The 18,603-nt window shown below is 71.2% G+C and carries 17 protein-coding genes; 3 read left to right on the top strand and 14 right to left on the bottom strand.

The features are described 5' to 3' along the window. Positions 1 to 138 precede the first annotated feature (138 nt). The 3 genes from GUY59_RS39760 to GUY59_RS39750 are packed head-to-tail and all read right to left on the bottom strand — an operon-like array spanning position 139 to position 2,817. Positions 139 to 1,434 carry a CpaF family protein gene (locus GUY59_RS39760; RefSeq protein WP_132337391.1) on the bottom strand — a complete coding sequence of 432 codons (1,296 nt, stop codon included), beginning with the start codon at positions 1,432 to 1,434 and terminating at the stop codon, positions 139 to 141. Beyond that, positions 1,431 to 2,147, bottom strand: a complete 717-nt coding sequence (locus GUY59_RS39755; RefSeq protein ID WP_138207569.1) for a hypothetical protein — start codon at positions 2,145 to 2,147, stop codon at positions 1,431 to 1,433. The genes GUY59_RS39760 and GUY59_RS39755 overlap by 4 nt, the downstream gene beginning before the upstream one ends. Before the next feature lies 1 nt (position 2,148). Then, entirely contained in the window at positions 2,149 to 2,817 is a 669-nt protein-coding gene (locus GUY59_RS39750) for a hypothetical protein (protein ID WP_138207567.1), read from the bottom strand. Positions 2,818 to 3,152: 335 nt separating this feature from the next. Here GUY59_RS39750 and GUY59_RS39745 point away from each other — a divergent pair, with 335 nt between their 5' ends. Then, positions 3,153 to 7,820, top strand: a complete 4,668-nt coding sequence (locus tag GUY59_RS39745) for an FtsK/SpoIIIE domain-containing protein (protein WP_138207565.1) — start codon at positions 3,153 to 3,155, stop codon at positions 7,818 to 7,820. A gap of 3 nt (positions 7,821 to 7,823) precedes the next feature. Here the strand turns inward: GUY59_RS39745 and GUY59_RS39740 are convergent, their stop codons facing one another. Further along, positions 7,824 to 8,405, bottom strand: coding sequence for an ArsR/SmtB family transcription factor (locus tag GUY59_RS39740; protein WP_138207563.1), 582 nt, complete (start codon positions 8,403 to 8,405; stop codon positions 7,824 to 7,826). 79 nt (positions 8,406 to 8,484) lie between these two features. Here GUY59_RS39740 and GUY59_RS39735 point away from each other — a divergent pair, with 79 nt between their 5' ends. Together GUY59_RS39735 and eccB are read left to right on the top strand one after the other, a co-directional pair. Further along, the gene (locus tag GUY59_RS39735) at positions 8,485 to 9,906 is read left to right on the top strand and encodes an alpha/beta hydrolase family protein (protein ID WP_201761890.1); all 1,422 of its coding nucleotides are present in this window, start codon (positions 8,485 to 8,487) and stop codon (positions 9,904 to 9,906) included. Positions 9,907 to 9,982: 76 nt separating this feature from the next. Continuing rightward, positions 9,983 to 11,389, top strand: a complete 1,407-nt coding sequence (eccB, locus tag GUY59_RS39730; RefSeq protein WP_138207561.1) for a type VII secretion protein EccB — start codon at positions 9,983 to 9,985, stop codon at positions 11,387 to 11,389. Positions 11,390 to 11,399: 10 nt separating this feature from the next. Here eccB and GUY59_RS39725 read toward each other — a convergent pair whose 3' ends face one another. From GUY59_RS39725 to eccD, 10 genes are all read right to left on the bottom strand, one after another. Beyond that, a complete protein-coding gene (locus GUY59_RS39725; protein WP_138207559.1) occupies positions 11,400 to 12,140 on the bottom strand; it encodes a hypothetical protein in 741 nt (246 codons plus the stop codon). 78 nt (positions 12,141 to 12,218) lie between these two features. Further along, positions 12,219 to 13,268, bottom strand: a complete 1,050-nt coding sequence (locus GUY59_RS39720) for a hypothetical protein (protein ID WP_138207557.1) — start codon at positions 13,266 to 13,268, stop codon at positions 12,219 to 12,221. A 53-nt stretch (positions 13,269 to 13,321) separates the two neighbouring features. Next, positions 13,322 to 14,584, bottom strand: coding sequence for a hypothetical protein (locus tag GUY59_RS39715; protein ID WP_161714945.1), 1,263 nt, complete (start codon positions 14,582 to 14,584; stop codon positions 13,322 to 13,324). 15 nt (positions 14,585 to 14,599) lie between these two features. Then, complete coding sequence (locus tag GUY59_RS39710; protein WP_138208615.1) at positions 14,600 to 15,073, bottom strand: hypothetical protein; 474 nt, start codon at positions 15,071 to 15,073, stop codon at positions 14,600 to 14,602. A gap of 10 nt (positions 15,074 to 15,083) precedes the next feature. Then, on the bottom strand, positions 15,084 to 16,298 hold the full coding sequence (locus GUY59_RS39705; protein ID WP_138208614.1) for a WXG100 family type VII secretion target: 1,215 nt from the start codon (positions 16,296 to 16,298) through the stop codon (positions 15,084 to 15,086). A gap of 5 nt (positions 16,299 to 16,303) precedes the next feature. Continuing rightward, a complete protein-coding gene (locus GUY59_RS39700; protein WP_138208613.1) occupies positions 16,304 to 16,711 on the bottom strand; it encodes a hypothetical protein in 408 nt (135 codons plus the stop codon). Between the two features lie 64 nt (positions 16,712 to 16,775). Next, positions 16,776 to 17,084, bottom strand: a complete 309-nt coding sequence (locus tag GUY59_RS39695; protein ID WP_138208612.1) for a WXG100 family type VII secretion target — start codon at positions 17,082 to 17,084, stop codon at positions 16,776 to 16,778. 10 nt (positions 17,085 to 17,094) lie between these two features. Further along, positions 17,095 to 17,421 (bottom strand): WXG100 family type VII secretion target, encoded by a 327-nt coding sequence (locus GUY59_RS39690; protein ID WP_161714944.1) that lies wholly within the window; start codon positions 17,419 to 17,421, stop codon positions 17,095 to 17,097. A gap of 110 nt (positions 17,422 to 17,531) precedes the next feature. Then, entirely contained in the window at positions 17,532 to 17,984 is a 453-nt protein-coding gene (locus GUY59_RS39685) for a YbaB/EbfC family DNA-binding protein (protein WP_201761889.1), read from the bottom strand. Between the two features lie 56 nt (positions 17,985 to 18,040). Then, the coding region (eccD, locus tag GUY59_RS39680) for a type VII secretion integral membrane protein EccD (RefSeq protein ID WP_161714943.1) at positions 18,041 to 18,603 on the bottom strand (563 nt) is incomplete at its 5' end.

The following is an 18,603-nucleotide window of genomic DNA, read 5'->3' as shown; positions in this document are numbered from 1 at the left end:
CGGCGTTCACGACGGCCAGGGCGGCCACGGTGGCGCCGCCCGGCAGCACGGCACTCGCCGTCCCCACGCCTCCCGCCAGCCCGCCCGCCACGGCGCCGGCGAGCAGCGCCAGCGGGTCGAACGTGAACGCGCCCATGCTCACCAGCCCCCCGGGGTGTAACCGTGGGCGGCCAGTTCCTCCATGCAGGAGATCGGCGCGTGGGGGACGGCGGCGCCGTCGGGGCCCGGCGCGAACACCTCGCTCGACAGGACGCGGCCGTCGCAGCCGTTGACCTCGCGGATGCTGGAGACGTAGCGGCGCAGCGTGCCGCCGACGTGGTAGTCGTTGCGCTTCTCGACGAAGACGACGAAGTCGATGGCGCCCGCGATGAGCATGTGGGTGGCGTCGATGGGCAGCCGCTCGCCGGCCTGCAGGGCGTAGGTGGAGATGCGGTTGAAGACCTCCATGCTGGAGTTGGCGTGGATGGTCGACAGGGAGCCGTCGTTGCCCTGGGTCATCGCGTTGAGCATGGTGACGATCTCGTCGCCGAGCACCTCGCCGACGATGACGCGGCTGGGGTTCATCCGCAGGGAGCGCCTGACCAGCTCGGCCATGGAGATCTCGCCCTGGCCCTCGGAGTTGGGCAGGCGCTGCTCGAAGGCGACGACGTTGGGGTGGAGCTCGGGGAACTGGTCGAGGCCGAGTTCGAGGGCGCGTTCGACCGTGATGAGGCGTTCGCTGGGCGGGATCTCGTTGGCCAGCGCCCTGAGCAGGGTGGTCTTGCCGGCGTTGGTCGAGCCCGCGATCATGATGTTCTTGCGTGCGGCGACGGCGGCCGTCAGGAACCTCGCGACGTCGGGGCTGATCGTGCCGTTGCCGGTCAGGTCGGACAGGAAGACCTTGCCGAGGCGGGCGCGGCGGATCGACACGGCCGGCCTGACCGTGACGTCCATGACGGCGCTCAGCCGGGAGCCGTCGGGCAGGCGCAGATCGAGCTGTGGGTTGGCGGTGTCGAACGGCCTGCTGGACAGGCCGGAGTAGGCCGCCAGGATCTGGATCAGCTCGGTCAGCTCGTCGTCGGAGTCGGCGACCGGATCGTGCATGAGCTCCTGGCCGTCGGCGTAGCTGACGAACACCCGGTCGCAGCCGTTGATGTCGATGTTCTCGACCTGGGTGTCGTCGAGGAGCGGCTGCAGGCGGCCCACGCCGAACAGGGCGGCGTGGATGCCGGCCGCGAGGGCCTCCTCCTCCTCGACCGTGGGCGGAGTGCGGCCCAGCCCGATCTCGCCGCGGGCGTGCTCCTCCAGCACCTGGGAGATCAGCGCCCTGGCGAACTGGCGCTCGTCCTCGCCGGTCATCGTGGGCAGGCCGTTGGCCTGGTCGAGCCTGCGCTGGTGGGCCAGCCGGTCGCCGACCTCCTGGCGGAAACGCTTGACGAGGGAGTGGTCGATCATCGGTGGCTCACCAGCCTTGCCGCGAGGTCGCGTGCCGTACGGATCAGGAGAGAGCGGTCGAGCCGGCCGCCCCACTGCCCGCGCAGGAGTTCGGCGCCCTTGGGGTCGTGGGCCAGGCCGTAGACGTATTGGACGGTGTTGCCGACGATCCGGCGTACGTCGTCGATCGAGGCGCGGTAGTTGCGCGGGTCGGCGATCACCGCGACGCCGTGCGCCTTGGTGATCTGCAGCCGCTCGCGCAGGTGGGCGACGTGGTCGAGGGTCGCGCGGGTGAGCAGCACGACCTGCTCGGCCTCGGCCATCAGGTCGCCGAGCTGGGGGTGGGCGCCGAGCCGGCCGCAGTCGGCGATGACGTCGGCGTTGGGGATGGCAGCCAGCGCCCGGCCGAGCGGGCCCCACAACCAGGTGAGCCCCGCGGCCTGCTCGCCGTGCGTAAGCCCGGCCAGCACGTCGAGCCCACCGACGATCTTCTGCGTGTGCTGGTGGATCTGCGCGGGTTCGAGGCCGCGCCGGGCGGTGGCGCCCAGCGTGAGCAGGCCCTTGCCGGGGTTGAGCACGCCGCCGTCGGCGGCGGGCAGCCGGTAGGCGAGGTCGCCGCCCGCCGGGTCGCATTCGGCCAGCAGCACGGGTCGCGGCCAGACCGCCGCCAGGGCGGTGGCCGCGGTCGTCACACCCGGCGCGCCTTTGTCGGCGGCCAGGACGATGAGCGCCACGTCAGCGTGCCCCCGGGAGCTCGGCGACCGCGATCTCCCCGCTGGAGGCGAAGGCCACGATTTCCGGTGACGCCGACGAATCGACGACGACCGTGATCTGGCCGGAATTCCCGGTGCGCGACTTGTCGCCGACGGAGAAGACGAGCGCGCTCGCGGCGAGGACCCGGCTTTCTCCCTGGCTCGCCCGGCTCGGAACGTGCACCAGTTGAACGCGGTCGCCCTCTTTCAGGCCCGCGGGCATTTGGCCCGGCTTGAGCGCCAGCCCGACGGTGGCCTTTCCCTCGCCGAGCTCGGAGCTGGCCTCGGCGCCCATCTGGTTGGTCAGCAGGGTGCCGGGCAGGATGGTGACGGCGGCGAAACTGCCGATCACCTGCCGGCGCTGCGACCAGCTGACGTATTCGACGCCCTCAGCGGCGATCTTGACCTCTTCGAGCGCCTGCGCGGTGAACTTCTGGCCTGCGCCGACCTGCTGGGTGACGCGGATGGCGGAGACGCGGTCGCCGCTGCGCAGGACGAGCAGCGTCGTGGCCAGCGCGCCGCCCAGGATGAGCAGGACGGCCAGCGCGGCGAGGGCCGGCTTGCGTTCGCGGGGTGGCACGGGGAGCTTGCGCGAGGCCGGGCCGGACAACCCCGCCGCCGCGTTGGGGGCAGGCTTTTCACTGGTCCTCATGGGTGGGGGGCTCCCGAAGTGAATTGCGGAATTCACGCCATTATGTGGGGCTTGGCGTGATGACGGGGGCGGAATGCGAGGACCAATGCTCGTTTCGCAGGTGGCGCGATGTCAACAACAAATAATCGATGCCTATTGTTTCTAACGAGTTGACGAGTATTGATTTTTCCGGCTAGCCGTCACTTTGACCACAGCAGTCACTCTTTTCACAGGTTGATGGCAACATATCGGCTCAAGTCACCGCACATTCCCCATGCCATTGCCGTCAACTCGCGCACCTGAAACCGATCCGGGCGTTACCTTTGGCGCCCGGAGTCGACCGAGGAGACGGCACCATGCGGATCATGCTCACCGTGCTCGGCGGGCAGGGCGACCGTGACGTCGTGATCGACGGAGACGACGGCGCCACGGTGGCGAGGGTGAGCGAGGCGCTCAGCGACCAGGGGCCGCTGGCCGACGTCGTACGGCTGCCCCGGGCCCGAGCCCCCTACGGCCTGCCGGCCGGACCCGACGGCCCGCACATCCCCCCGCCTCGCAGGCCGGAGCGGGAATCCGCCGCGCCGGCCGGCCGTGCGCCCACGCTCTGGCGCGACGGTCGCCCCCTCGACCCGCGCGCGCCGGCCGCCGCCGTGCTGCGCGACGGCGACAAGGTGACCCTAGACGGCCGCCTCGCCCGCGCCACCGTCGTCGAGGAGCCGGGAGGCGTCGCCGAGGTACGCGTGGTCGGAGGCCCCCGCGCGGGCACCGTGCACCGGCTGGGGCTCGGCGTGCACGTCATCGGCTCCGACCCGATGTGCGCGATGGCCGTCGACGATCCCGCGCTGGCTCCCGAGGCGGTGGCCGTACGCGTGACGCCGGACGCGATCACGGTGGAGCGGGCGTGGCGGGAGCCCGGCGAGGCGCCCAGGCTCAAGCTGAAGGGACGCTGGGCCGACGAGGTCGCCGAGCTCACGGCGCGGGTCGCCGAACGCGAGGCGGCCGAGCTCACGGCCGGCTACGGCGAAATCCCCGAGCTCGACGGCCGGCCGCTCACCGAACCCGTCGACTGGCCCGACCAGGCCGTGCTGACCTGCGGCTCGTCGGTGTTCGTGCTGACCTCGATCGAGCCCAAGGACGCCCACCTCGCCCCCAGGAGCGAGGGCGGCGTGGCCTACAACCGCCCGCCGAGGCTCCGCCGCCCGGAACCCGAGCGCACGTTCGTCAAGCCGAAGGAGCCGACGCGGAACGAGGGCATGCGCCTGCAACTGCTCGCCGCCCTCCTCCCCGCCGTGCTCGGCATCACCCTGGCGATCGCGCTGAAACAGCCGTACTACCTGCTCGTCGCCCTCATGACACCCGTGATCATGATCGGCCAGTGGTGGAGCGACCGCCGTCATGGCAAGAAGCAGCACAAGAAGGCCGTCAAGGAGTACAAGGAGCAGCTCCGGGAGTACGACGAGGCCGTGGAGCGCGCAAGGGTGGCCGACGAGGCGGTCCGCAGGTCCAACGCGCCCGACCCCGCCCAGGTGCTGCTCACGGCCACCGGCCCGCGCAGGCGGTTGTGGGAGCGCAGGAGCCACGACGACGACGCGCTCAGGCTGCGGGTGGGGCTGGCCGACCTGCCGGCCGACCTGGAGCTGTCGGAGGAGCAGGGCGGGCGCATCGAACCGCCCCTGTGCCGTTCCGTGCCGGTGGCGCTGCCCATGCGCCGGCTGGGCGTGGCCGGCGTCACCGGCTCGCGCGAGGCCGCGACCGCCCTGGCCGGCTGGCTGATCGCCCAGGCCGCGACCCTGCACAGCCCGCGCGACCTGGCCATAGTGATCGTGTCCGCGCACGCCGACGGCGAGCAGCGCTGGGGCTGGATGCGCTGGCTGCCGCACTGCTCGCCGCAGTCGGGCCAGGAATGCGTGGCGCTGGCGGGCACCGACCCCGAGTCGGCGGCGCGGCGCGTCTCCGAGCTCGCCGCGCTCGTCGACGAACGCCAGAACACCGCGATCCCCGAGCTGGGCAAGATCCCCACCGGGTGGGACGACCTCGGCGGCCCCGAGAAGCCCACGTACTCCTCGTACGACGTGCGCCCGTACGACGTGCTGGTGGTGCTGGACGGCGCCCAGGTGCTGCGCGGCCTGCCCGGGATGCCGCAGGTGCTGCGCCAAGGGCCGCGCTGCGGCGTGTACGCCCTCGCACTCGACGAGGACCAGCGCCTGCTGCCCGAGGAGTGCCAGACGGTGGCCGCGTGCGGCGACGACGGCCTCGCGCAGCTGCGCGGCGGCGGCCTCGACGTCATCGGGCCGGTGCTCGCCGACCTCGTCTCCCCCACGTGGTGCGACCGGCTGGCCAGGGCCCTCGCCCCGATCCGCGACGTCAGCAGGGACGACCCCGCGGGGAACCTGCCGGGCGCGGTACGCCTGCTCGACCTCATGGGCCTGCCCGTACCCTCCGGCCGGGAGCTGGCCGGCCGCTGGCGGGACCGCGGCACCACCGAGGCGCTGATCGGCGTCGGCCCCGACGGCCCCTTCTCGGTGGACCTCAGACTCGACGGCCCCCACGGGCTCATCGCCGGCACCACGGGCGCGGGCAAGTCGGAGCTGCTCCAGACGCTCATCTGCTCCCTCGCGGTGGCCAACCGGCCCGACCAGCTCACGTTCGTGCTGATCGACTACAAGGGCGGGGCGGCCTTCAAGGAGTGTGTGCGCCTGCCGCACACCGTCGGCATGGTCAGCGACCTCGACGGCCACCTGACCCAGCGCGCCCTCGACTCGCTGGCGGCCGAGATCCGCCGCAGGGAACGCCTGCTGCTGGCGGCGGGCGCCAAGGACATCGACGACTACACCGGCCCCGCGCTGCCCCGCCTGGTGCTGATCATCGACGAGTTCGCCGCGCTGGTGGCCGAGCTGCCCGACTTCGTCACCGGTCTGGTCGACATCGCCCGCAGGGGCCGGTCACTGGGCATCCACCTCATCCTGGCCACGCAGCGGCCCGCGGGCGTCGTCACCGCCGACATCCAGGCCAACACCTCGCTGCGGATCGCGCTGCGGGTGACCGAGCCGGCGGAGTCGTCCGACGTGATCGACCTGCCCGACGCGGCCCACATCTCCAAGTCGACGCCCGGCCGCTGTTACGTGCGCTCGGGGGTGGGGGCGGCGACGGCCGTGCAGACGGCCAGGGTCGGCGGACGCAGCCCCGCCGCCGGAGGGCCGTCACGCGCGGGCGACGTGCGGGTGCTGGAGGTCGGCTGGCGCTCCTTGGGGCGGCCGCTGCCGCCGCCTCCGGAGCCGGAGGAGGACACGACGGGCACGGACCTCGGGCTCGTCGCCGACGCCCTCATCGAGGCCGCTCGCCTGGCCGACGTCCCCGCCCAGCCCAGTCCGTGGCTGGAGCCGCTGCCCACCGGCCTCGTACTCGACCTGCCCCCCGCCGGGCATCCCGTTCTGGCCGCGCCGGTCCCCGACAACGCGGCGTACGGGGGCGCGTTCACGGAGGTGGCGCCGCTGCCGTTCGGCGTCACCGACAGGCCGTGGGCCCAGGACCGGCATGCGCTGGCGCTGGACCTGCCGCACGGCGGTCACCTGCTCATCGCGGGGGCGGCCCGCAGCGGCCGGTCGACGGCCCTGCGTACGATCGCGGGCTCCATCGCGGCCCACGCCTCTCCCTCGGACGTGCACGTGCACGCGGTCGACTGCGGCTCGGGAGCGCTGCTGCCGCTGGTGGCGATGCCGCACTGCGGCGCGGTGGTGACCCGTGACCAGCTCGACCGGGTGGAGCGCCTGCTGACCCGTCTCAGGGCCGAGGTGGGCCGCCGCCAGCAGCTGCTGGCCGAGGCCGGGCACGCGTCCCTGGCCGAGTACCGGCAGGCGGGCCACCGACTGCCGTGGCTGGTGCTCATGCTCGACCGCTGGGAGGGCTTCGTCGCCGCCTTCGAGGGCTACGACTACGGCCGCATGATCGAAGGGCTGCTCCAGCTGCTGCGCGAAGGCCCGGCGGTGGGCCTGCGCGCGGTGGTCACCAGCGACCGTTCCGGCCTGCTCGGGCAGATCTCGACGGTTTTCGACGACCGGCTGCTGCTGCGGTTGTCCGACCCGTCCGACTACGGCCTGGCGGGGTTCCCGCTCAAGGGCCTGCCGTCGTCCGTACCGCCGGGCCGGGCGCTCTCACTGGGCGAGCACGGCATCGTGGAACACCACATCGCCCTGCTGGACGCGGACCCGGCGGGACCCGCGCAGGTCGCCGCGCTGCAGTCCCTGGCCCGCGCCGCCGCGGGCCCCGCCGGCGCGGACGCGAGCCACGAGAGTCCATCGGTCGCCGGCAGGGCCGTCTGGCGCTGGGAGGGGGATCCGCCGCTGCGGGTGGACGCGCTTCCGATGCGGATCACGGCGGCCCAGACGCTCGCCCTCGACCCGGCGTTCAGCCCTCCGTCGTCGCTGTGGTCGCTGGTCGGCGCGGGGGGCGACGCCCTGGGTCCGCTCGGGATCGACCTGCTGGCCCACGGCCCCGGCGCGGTGATCGCGGGGCCGTCGCGTTCCGGCCGCTCGTCGGCGCTGCTGACGGCCGCCCGCTCGCTGATCGCCCGCGGCACCCCCGTCGTCGCCGTCGCCCCGAGGCGCAGCCCGCTGAAGGAACTGGACGGCGCCGCGGCGGTGCTCGACGGCAACGCCACCGACCTGCCGGACATCGTCGCGGACCTGCACGGCTACGTCGTGCTGGTGGACGACGCCGAGCTGATCAACGCGGACGGCCCGCTGGGTACGGCCCTTGGGGAGGTGCTCCGGTCGGGCAGGGACGGCGACCACGGGCTGCTCATCGCCGGCGTGACGGGCGACCTGGCCGTCGCCTACCGCGGGTTCGCGGCGGAGACGCGCAAGTCGCGCACGGGGCTCCTGCTGGCCGTGCAGGGCCAGGCCGACGGCGACCTGTTCTCCATCCGCCTGCCGCGCGGCGCGGCCGGAGGCCCGCCGGGACGTGGCTTCCTGGTGACGACCGGCACCTTCACCCCCGTCCAGGTGGCGCTCCCCGGCGGCCCGTAGGAGTCAGCCGTCGTCGGCGGGGAGGGTGAAGAGGCGGACGAAGAGGGGGCGGGCGCCCGGCGGGGCGTCGTCGGCCTGGTGACCGTGTCTGAGCAGCAGGGCAACGTACTCGTCCTGGAAGGCTTTCAGCTCGTCCTTGGTCATGCGGACCAGCCCGCGCGAGCCCCACGCCCAGTCGGGGTCGGCGCGGTAGGCGGCGGGGAAGCGCTCCACCAGGGCGAGGTCCTCCTCGTAGCCGACCCGGTGGAACTCCTCCAGGACCGCCCGGTCGCCCGGCGCGAGCTCGTCGGGGTGGGGAGCGCGCATGTCGCGCAGGATGCGGGTACGGCGCCACCAGCGTTCGCGGCCCGACGACCGCTCGGGGATCTCCTCGATGAAGCCGTACTTCTCCAGCTGGCGCAGGTGGTAACTGGTCGTGCCGGTCTTGGCGCCGAGCAGCTCGCCGAGAGTGGTCGAAGTGGCGGGGCCGTGCAGATTGAGCAGGGTGAGCATGCGGCGGCGCATGGGATGGGCTAGGGCCTTGAGCCGCTCGGGGTCGTCGAGCACGTACGGCTCATGGCGCTCGTGGGGCTCGTCGTCCTTCATGAGGAGCAGGCTAGTACTCCAGAACGATATCTGCAGACATGCGTTTGCCGAGAGGTCTCTGCAGAGTAGTCTCGGCACTATGCGACTCATTCTCGCGGCCATCACGGTGGCCGCCACACTTTTAGCGCCCCTCGCCCCCGTCGCGGCGGCGGACACCGCGCCCCTGCCCGACCTGCCCGGTGACCTGGTGGCGCAGGACGTTACCTTCCGCGGCGGCGGAGGGCTGGGCCTGCGGGGCAGCGTCGTCAGCCCCGCCGACGCCCGCGACGGCCGGGCCGGGGTCGTGCTGGTGCACGGCGCCGGTGACGGAACGCCGAGGGAGAAGCTGCTGGCCGAGGCCGTCGCCTTCGCCCGGCAGGGCCTCTCGGTGCTGATCTACGACAAGCGGTCCGAGGGCTACTCGCTGTTCGACAGGTCGTACGCGCAACTGGCCGAGGACGCGCTCGGCGCCGTGGGAGCGCTCAGGAGCCGGCCGGGGGTCGATCCCGGCAAGGTCGGCGCGCTGGGGTTCAGCGAAGGCGGATGGGTGGTTCCCATGGCGGCCGCACGGTCCACGGACATCGCCTTCGTGATCCTCGTAGGGGCGAACGGGCTGTCACCGCTGCGGCAGCAGACCTGGGCGGTGGCCGCCGGGCTGCGCAAGGCGGGGGTGCACGGGCCGCTCGTCGACCGGACCGTGCCGAACCTGTACCGCGCGGTCGCCGACGGCGGCATGTTCCCCGAGCCCTACTTCGACCCCGGGCCGGTCGTCGCCCAGGTGCGCTGGCCCGTGCTGGCGATCTGGGGCGTGCACGACCTGCTGACGCCTCCCAGGGAGGCACCTCCGATCATGGCCGCGGCCCTGGAGAAGGGCGGCAACAGGGCGTACACCTTCAGGTTCTTCGCCAACGCCGACCACGCGGCGCACCTGACACCCGACGGCGGGGTCACCCGGCTGCCCGAGCTCGCCCCCGGCTACGCGGACCTGGTGGGGAGCTGGGTGGGCAAGGCGACCTCGGGGCGGGCGCCCACGGCGGACGTGTCCGGGCCGGCGCCGGTCCAGGAGGACGACACCGTGCGGGTCCCGCCGGCCGCCTGGTGGGAGTCGGCGGCCGTGCAACTGGCGGCGCTCGTCGTTTTCCTGGTGGCGTTCGGCGGCTATCCACTCGTGGCGCTGGTGCGCCGCGTCAGGCGGTCGGCCCCTGCGGAGTCCCCGCTCGTGGCCGCGCGGGTGGTCAGCGGCGCCGGACTGGCGGCGGTGGCCGGCGGGTTCTGCTACCTGTTCTACCTGATCATGTCCGGCGGCAAGCTGGCCGTGCCCGGACCGGTGGTGGCCGGGCGGCCGGTGATCTGGCTCGCGCTCCAGGCGCTGGCCGTGGCGACCGTCGCCGGGACGCTGCTCGTCTGGGTGCGCCGGCGACGGGTCACGGCCCGCGGCGAGAGGGTCCGGCTGGGCGTGCTGATCACCGGCGGTGCGGTGTTCCTGCCGTGGGCGCTGTACTGGGGCTTGGCGCTGCCGTAGCGGAACCTGGCCGATTGACCGGAATTCATGACACCTGGGCGCTCTATGCTGATTCCTGGGACTCGGGAGAGGTGAGATGCAGACCCAGAAGGACCTCTATCAAGCGCATCGGCTCATGCAGCAGCGCCTGGGGCTGGCGCTGCTGCAGGCCGAGCCCGACGTGCCCGAGACACCGATGCGGCGGCACAACGTCGCCACGTTCTGCGGCATCATCGTCGGGGTGCTGATCATGGCCGCGTTCGGCATCTGGGGGCTGCTCAGCCCCGGCAACGCGACGAAGCTCGAAGAGCCCGGCAGGCTGCTCGTCGAGGAGGAGACCGGCGCCAAATACGTCTACAGCCAGGAGCAGCAGCGGCTGCTGCCGGTCGCCAACTACGTCTCCGCCCTCCTGCTGCTGGACACCTCGAACTTCGAGGTCAGAAGCGTCTCCGCCGCCTCACTGGCCAAATATCCCCGCGGGCCCCTGGTGGGCATCGCCGGGGCGCCGGACTCGCTGCCCGAGAAGGACAAGCTGGTCAAGGGCCCCTGGTCGGTGTGCGTGACCGAGGCCCCCGACGCCTCGGGAACGCCGGTGCCGTACGTCACGCTGGTGGGCGGGACGAAGGTCGGCGGCACGCCCGTCGGCGCCGGCGCGCTGGTCGTCACCGACGGCAATCAGTCGTGGGTCATCTGGAACGACACCCGGATGAAGGTGAACGACAGCGGCGTGCGCGCGCTCAACGCCCGGCCCAAGAAGGTGCCCCCGACCTGGGTCAACGCCATTCCTCCCGGGCCCGACTTCCTGCCCCCCAAGGTTTCGGACCTGGGCCGGAAAGTACGCGGGCCGAGCGGCGGCCGGGCCGCCATCGGCCAGGTATACACCGTGCAGGGCGTGAGCGGGGCCGCGGCCCGGTGGTACGTCCTCCTCTCCGACGGGCTCGCGCCCATCACCCTCACCCAGGCCACCCTGCTGCTCGAAGACCCCGCCATCAAGCGCGCCTACGGCAAGCAGGTCGCCAAGCCGCTGGAGATCGACGCCGCCACGGCGAACTCCAAGACCTCCCGCCAGAACCTCGCCGTATCGGGATTGCCCACCACCTTGCCGAAGGTCGTGCCCTCGTCGAGCCCGCTCTGCTCGGTGTACGCCGACACGCAGAACGGCTCGGCCCGCGCCAAGGTGACCGTCGGCGGCAGCATGACCATCCCGCCGCCGAGCACGCGGGGCGACCAGGAGCACTTCGACCAGGTGCTGCTGCCGGCGGGTGCGGCGGCGCTGGGCGGCCTCCTGCCCGGCGACGGGCAGAAGGGGTCCGTCCAGACCTACTTCCTGCTCTCCGACCAGGGACGCAAATATCCGCTCACGTCCGCGGACCAGATCAACAAGCTCGGGTACGGCGCCGATGACGTGGCGCCGATGCCGGGCAACCTCGTGCACCTGCTGCCCGAGGGCCCGACGTTGGATCCCGCGGACGCCCGATCGCCGTTGCAGGTGACGGCCTCTTAGGGCGCGAGCCTCAGATAATGCCGCCCATCATTCCGCCGCCCTGGGCCATGGCCTGGGTGTCGGGCATGCCGCCGTTCGTTGGCTTCAGGCCGCCCACGCCGCCCTTCTGCTCCGGGGGCGCGTACTCCACTCCGGTCGGGGCGAAGTCGGGCTTGGGGCGGTTCTGCGTGAGCATCTGGGTCATCGTGGCGCACATGAGATTGACCATGCCGACGATGCCGACCGTCATCGTCAGCGTCTTGCCGAGCTTGGTGGCCAGCCCGCTCACGACCTCACCCAGCGCCGCCAGAATTCCGTGGATCACTCCCCTTACGGCGATCTGAACCCCGATGACAGGGATCAGCATGGTTTTCAGGCGCCAGGCGGCCACGCCCGCCATCACCGTGGCCACGGCCATGAACGCTTCCGCGGCGTAGTGATAGATGGTGCTGCAGCACTCCATGCTGCCGCCCATGCCCGAGAAATGCCGCTTGGCGGTGTCCACCTGCTCCAGCAGCTTGTCCACCGAATCGCTGGCGAGGTTCTTGGCCTCGCCCGCCCACAGGTCGCCACCGGAGATTCGCTCCTTGACGTCGAGCACCCTCTGCCGGATGCCGTCGAAGTCGATCTCACCTTCCCCGGTCGAGGGGGACTGCCACTGGCCGGCGGCATCCCGCATGCCTCCGGGATTCGAGACGCAGACCCCGATCGCCAGCGCTATCCGCTTGGCCGACGGGTATTCGTAGAGGACCAGGGCGGCCGCGGTCGCCATCGAGGCCGCGGTGACGAACTGCCACCGGTCGCTCGAATATCCTGTGTAATCAAATGGCATCCGGCGCTGCCGCCCTTCCTACTCGTCCTCGCCGATCACCTGCGGCGCGATGTCGATGTCGTCGAGCCAGTCGGCCTCGTCGCCGCGCACGTAATCGGGTTTCTCCCGGTCGCGGTCCTGCTGTCCGCCACCGGTTCCCGGCATCATCGGCATGAACGGCATGCCGCCCATCCCGTTCATGCCGCCGCCACGGGCGCCGGCCGCGCCGGGCTGGACGCCGGGGGCGGCGCCGCCCGACGGCGGGGCGGTGCCCATGCCGGGTCCGGCTCCGGGCCCCAGGGACGTGGAGGGGTTCGGCACCGAAGAGTTCGGCAGCGACGGGTTCGGGACAGACGGGTTGTAGCCCGCGAGGTCGGTGCCATTGGGGTCGAGCTGCGGGACCTCCCGGTTGAGCTGGTCCTCGATAGAGGGGACGTTGGCCTGCGGCATGTCGGTGCTGGGCATGTCGGCGCCAGGCGTCTCCGGCGACGGCATGTCGGCGCCGGGCATCTCCGGTGAGGGCACCTTGGTGTCCGGCATCTCCGGCGACGGCACGTCCGCGCCGGGCAGCTTGGACGAAGGCAGGCCGCCGTCGGGCAGACCACCCCCCGGCAGACCACCGTCGGGCAGACCACCCCCCGGCAGACCGCCGTCGGGCAGGCCACCGTCGGGCAGGCCGCCACCGCCGGGCATCTCGAACGCGGCGGGGTCTATCCCGCCGCCGGGACCGTCCCCGCCGGTCTTGATGACTCCGTCGCTGTCCTTGTCGGCCTTGCGGTAGTTCTTCTCCAACGACTCGAGGGCGCTCTCGTAGTCGGCCAGCACGCTCTTGGCCGTGTTGAGTGCGCTGACCGCGCCGTCCTTCGTCTGGTCGTGCGCGTAGTTCAGGCCTATCCCGATGACACCGAACGCGGGAGGCTCAACGCGGATCCCCCCGGTCTCCTGGGCGATCCTTCCCATGTTCGGCGCCTGCTCGCCGATGTCCTTGCCGGCCTTCTCGATGGCGCCGTGCTCCCACTTGATCTCGACGTTGCCGCCGAAGGCCCCGGCGCTGGGGATACCGTTGGAAAAGTTACCCCCTGTGTCCATGGCCGCCCTTTCTGTCTGTGGGTTCGGAGCCGTACACGACGCCCGTTACGGGGTCAGGCGATCGTGGACTGTGTGGTGCCCTCGGGGCCACCCCACACGTCGTCGTCCTCGGCGAGCCAGGTCGAGCTCTCCCTGTCCTGGCCCTGGTCGTGACCGCCCGCGCCGCCGCCCATCATGGGCATCATGGGGAATCCCATACCGCCCGCTCCCGTACGCCCCGCGCCCGCGAGGGCCGCGCCCCCGTTGCCCCCGCTCCCGCCGGGGACGCCCGTGCCCGTGCCCGTGCCGGGATTTCCGGTCGTCGTCTGGGTGCCGCCGGGTGTGGTGTTGCCGGTCGAAGGGTCGTAGCCGGCCAGGTCGGTGCCACCCGGGTTGGGCGTGGTCGCGGTGGGGGCGCCGACGGAGCCGGGGTCTTGGGGGCCTCCGGGAGAGTCGACGCCGACGGGCGTGCCGGACGGGCTCGACGGGACGTTGCCCACCGAGCCGTCGTTGCCGGACAGGTCGCCCGTCCCGGGACGGCCATCGCCGGGGTAGTTCCCGCCCGGGTAGGTGCCGTCGCCGGGGTAGGTGCCGTCGCCCGGCCCTGCCACGGCCGGAACGCCCTTCACCGAGCCTGGGCCGAACGAGCTGGGGTCGTAACCGCCGACACTCCTGTGGTCGCCCCAGGGCGGGCCGCCGGGAAGGCGTGAATCGTTCTGAAAGTCCGGCATTTCTGGATTTACGACGATCGGGAGCGCCTGCTGCACCTCGCTGGGCAGCTGCTCGTAGTGCCCGGCGATCCGCTCGTTGACGGCCTTCATGTGGTCGGCCGCCCGCTCGTCACCGCGATGCGGGCCGTTGAACGGATTGAGCGCGGCAGCGTAGTCGATGTCCTGGTCGGAACGTGAGTCGCGATAGGCGGACTCGACGACGTTCGCCTGGGCCCAGTGCAGCGTCTCGCCGTATCCCTTCAGCGACCTTCCCATGACGCCGAGCTTCGTGGCCAGCTCGCGGGCGCTGGCCGCCAGACCCTGCAGCTGCAACTGGGTCTGGTACGCCGCAGGGCCCTTGTAGTGCTCCGCCAGGTCGCCCGCTTTCGTCTTCAGGTCCGTGGCGAAGCTGTTGAGCAAGGGCTCGGCCGCCACGTAGTAGAGCCCGGCCAGCTTCACGGCTGCCGGGTCCGTATCGTCGATGTGCCTCTTGACCTCGTCGATCGTGCTGTCCATCAAGCCGGTGCTGGCGATGGTGCTCTTCGTCCACGATGCGTCGGGCGTCGAGGTGTCCAGGCTCGCGTCATTGAGGTGGAGGCGGGTGGTGGTCGTCTCGGGCTCGGGCATGGTCGCGTCTCCTCCTCAGGCGTCCCGCTGCGTGGCGGCTTCTTCGGACGCGGACTCGGCGCGCTGCGACGTCCTGGCTATCTCCGTCAGCCCTTCGTCGAACGCCTCGTCCGCCCTGGCGACCAGCTGGGCATAGAGTCCGCCGCTGCCCGCGCCCGGCTCCCCTACCAGAGTGCTGTAGGCCATCTGCGCCGAGAACCCGTACTGCATGGCCGCGGGCCACTGACCCGTCTGGTGCTCGTTGAGCGCGCAGTATCGCTGGAGGTCGGCCAGGGAGCCGGCTCCTGTGGGCAGTTCCGGTTCGGAAGCCTCACCACCCACAGGCCCCGCGAACTCCGTCACCGGGATGCCGGACAAGTCCTTGATCTTCTTGAGGAGCTCGTTCATCTCCCCGGCGATGCGCCGCACCTCGGCACGGTCGATGTAGGGATCTTCCGTCTCGTCCTTGTCCGACGCACCGGGCCAGTCCGGATCGCGTTCGAGTGCCATGCCGCCTCCTTCAGGCGCCGATCACCGGCGACGTCGAGCGCTCCCCCGGGTGCCACATGTCGCGGTCCTCCGTCAGGTAGGTCGAGCGCTCCTGGTCCTGCGACTGCTCGCCGCCCGCCGCGCCGCCCATCGGGAAGAACGGCATGCCCATGCCCATGCCGCCGATCGCCGGGCGTGCCGACCCCGCGCCGACGGCGGCCGCCTGGGTGTACGAGCCGCCGCCACCGATCACCGCTGGCGTGCCGGGGGGCTGCGAGCCGACGGGCTGCTGGGTCACCGGCATGTGAGTGGTGGGGGGATTCTGCACGGGCGCGTTGGCCGACTCGGTGCTGCCGGGGTCCTTCGTGTCGCCCGGCGTGTCGGTGGTGTTGTTGTCGATCACGGCGGGCGTGGTGCCGTCGCCGGGGTTCTGCTCCGCCGGCGACTGGCCGGTCTGGTCGCCGGTGGAGCCGGTCTGGTCGCCGGGCGATGCCGGGGACTCTGCCGCCGGGTCGTCGCCCGTGCCGCTGTCCCTCCCGCTGTCCCGGCCGCCGTCCCTGCCGCCGTCCGAACCGCTGTCAGAGCCGGCGTTGCTCCCCGAGGTGCCGGTGCCGCCGTGCGAGCCGGTGCTGCCGTACGGGCCGGAGCCGTTCGAGGCGCCCGAATCCGAGCCGCCGCCGTTCCAGTAGTCACCCTGCCGGTAGGGCGTCTGGGTCTCGAGCGGCATGCGCCGGGTCTCGGGCGCTCCGGCCGGGGAGACCTCCGGCAGGTCGACACTCACGGTCTCCGGGATCTTGTTCTCGTACAGGCTGATGATACGGCGGTTGAGCTTCTCCAGCGCCTGCCGGGCCGGGCCGTCGTCGCCCTGGTCGCCGGAGGCGTCCTTGCGCGCCTCCTCGATGGCCTGCGGCAGGTAGTCGCGCCCGTAGAGGGTGAGCGCATCCGACATGTCCTGCATGGCCGTCGCCAGCCGGCTGCCACTGGCCTGGAGCTTGCGCAGCGCCTGCTGCGTCTTCGCGGCGCTGCCCGCCCTCCACGCGCCGTTGAGCGCGGCGCCGACCTCGGGAAGGGCGTCGGCCAGCGACCTGATGTTCTCGGCCACCTTGGCGTACGTCATGCCCCTGTCGTGGACCTCCACAGGGGATGTGTCCTCCAGCCAGGCCAGGATCTGCTCGCGTTTCGCCGCGATGCAGACCTCCGTCGGCCTGGCGGACGAATCGCGGACGGTAACGCTCCGCTCTGCCACTCAGCTCACTCTCCAGCGTCAGCCTGTGGGGGATTGGTTCTCTCGTAGACGTCGGCGCTCTCCCTGATCGCCTGAACGACCTCCTGGCAGCACTCGACGTACGCCTGGTAGAGCTGGGCGAGACCGTGCCCGCTTCCCATGTAGTAGGGGCCGTAGGTGCTCCTGTCAGGGATGAGGGTGCTCACGCTCGCCGCGAACGCGCTGGCGGCGGGCCACCTGCCGATGTGACTCTCGTCGAGGGAGAAATACCCGTTGAGAGACTCGACGGAGCCCGTCACGCCCTCCCTCGTGCCGCCCGCGCCCTGCGTGGGAGCCAGGGCGATCTCCAAGTCGTCGGCGACGGCCCGCATCTTGCCCACGTCGTAGTAGAGCTCGTCGTCAGTGTCGTCGAGCCCCGGCCATGACTCGCCCATGTGCCCCCTTCACACGATCCGGCCACCGCGTACGGTGGCCGGGCAACGAACGCCGTCTCAGGTTTCAGCCGTCGTACCAGATGGCCTTGTTACGGGCCTCAGCGGCCCGGTAGTTCTCGTTGGCGATCTGGACGGCACGCTGCAGCTCGTTCAGCTGGAGCCGCATCTGTGCCTCAGCCTGATTCCACTTCTGCTCGTGCTGCCTGAAGAACTCCTCGGCGCCACCTTCCCAGTGCCCTTCCAGCTCGGTCCTCAGCTTGACCAGGAGGTCGTCGGTGGCTTTCTCGAAGGAACCCAGGATCTTGACGAAGTCCTGCTGGGCGAGATCCATCTGCCCGAAGTTGACTTTGGTGAAGTCGAGCTCGGCGCTCATCCTCAACCCCCTACTTGACGACGACGTTGATCAGGTTTTCGACGCGGCCGACACCGGCCTCCACGTCCTGGTCGGTGGCGCTGTAGACGACCGAGTTGACGCCCATCTTGTCGGCGATGCCCTCGAGGTCGGTCCGCACTGCCCGCATGGACGCGTCCCAGTTGGCCATGGCGACCCTGAACTTGGCCGCCGCCGGTCCTAGCCAGCCGGTCTGCAGTAGACCGTTGGCGGTCGTCTCGGTCGCCACCCGCAGACCCTCGATGTACTGTGCCGTGTCGACGACGTGGGCGGACGCCTTCGTGATCTGGCCAGGACTCGCGCCATAAAAGTCAACCACTGACACCTCCAGGTATTTCGGCTTTAGTACACATACAAGCACCAAACGCCACTCTGTTAACAGATGTCCCGATAAGAACGTGTAACAGATCTGCAACACTCACGGTCGAGCTAGAGGTCGAGCTCCCGCCGGATGCGGGACAGCTCCCCCATGACGTCTTCGAAGGCACGCTCGTAGCTGCCCTCCGCCCGTCTGACGTCCTTCAGCATGGCCGCCGGGTTGTCGATCACGCGCATGGGATTGGCTTCCCTGCCGTACGTCTCGGTCATGAACTCATCGATCTGACGTTGCAGGTCGTCGATGGCGTCCTGGATGACGACCTTGATCCGCTCGGACAGCTCGCCTGAGCTCAGGCGCATGGCCTTCGGGCGGATGTCCAGCGTCCGCAGCCCGTCGTGCGCGTACTCGACGAGCACCAGACCGTCGGCGTCCTCGCCTCGGCCGACCAGCCGGCTCATCGACTTCTGCACCTGTTCCGACTTGCCGATCTGCTCATCCAGGCTGTGCAGGAGCTTGTCGATGTCGATGTTGCCGAAGTCCCCGAAATCCGTCACAGGCGTCATCCTGCCTCATATGCACCAATCACGGTATGTAGATCCGCACAAACCGTGCGCCGATCTCAGCCCGCCAGGCCGCGTACCCACGCGTAGACGTCGAGGACGCCGAGCGCCAGCGGCACCAGCGACACGATGAACAGCCAGTCCACGATGTCGCCCGCGCGGCCCCAGAAGGGCGAGAGCCGCCCGTTGGGCAACCACACCCCCATGCCGACCACGATCATCGCGGTCCACAACAGCCCGAGCGCCATGGCCACCGCGGCCACACCGCCGACGACCACGCCGACCTCGACCGCCACGGCGGCGATCCCGGCGAAACCCGTGAGCATCAGCCAGAGCCGCTGACCGACGCCCTGGAACACGCGCGCCCGCAGCAGCTGCGTCAGCGCCAGGCACACGGACATGGCCACGGCGATCCAGCGGCCCTCCGTGACCAGCAGCACGTGCGCGCCCGCCCCCACCAGCGTGATCCCGACGATCATGCCGGTCGCGTAACGCCGCGCCGCACCCGTGCGCTCCAGCACGGAGGCGCTGTCGAGGTGCTGGTTGTCGCTGCGCAACTCCTCGGCGTTGGTGGGCATCGTCGGCAGCGGCACCCGGGCGATCCTGAAGGAGAGCACGGGGA

The sequence above is a fragment of the Nonomuraea sp. K271 genome, assembly GCF_009908215.1.
Classification (GTDB): Bacteria; Actinomycetota; Actinomycetes; order Streptosporangiales; family Streptosporangiaceae; genus Nonomuraea; species Nonomuraea longispora.
Note: the sequence above shows the minus strand (reverse complement) of the source record. Positions and strands in the feature narration are given on the sequence as shown.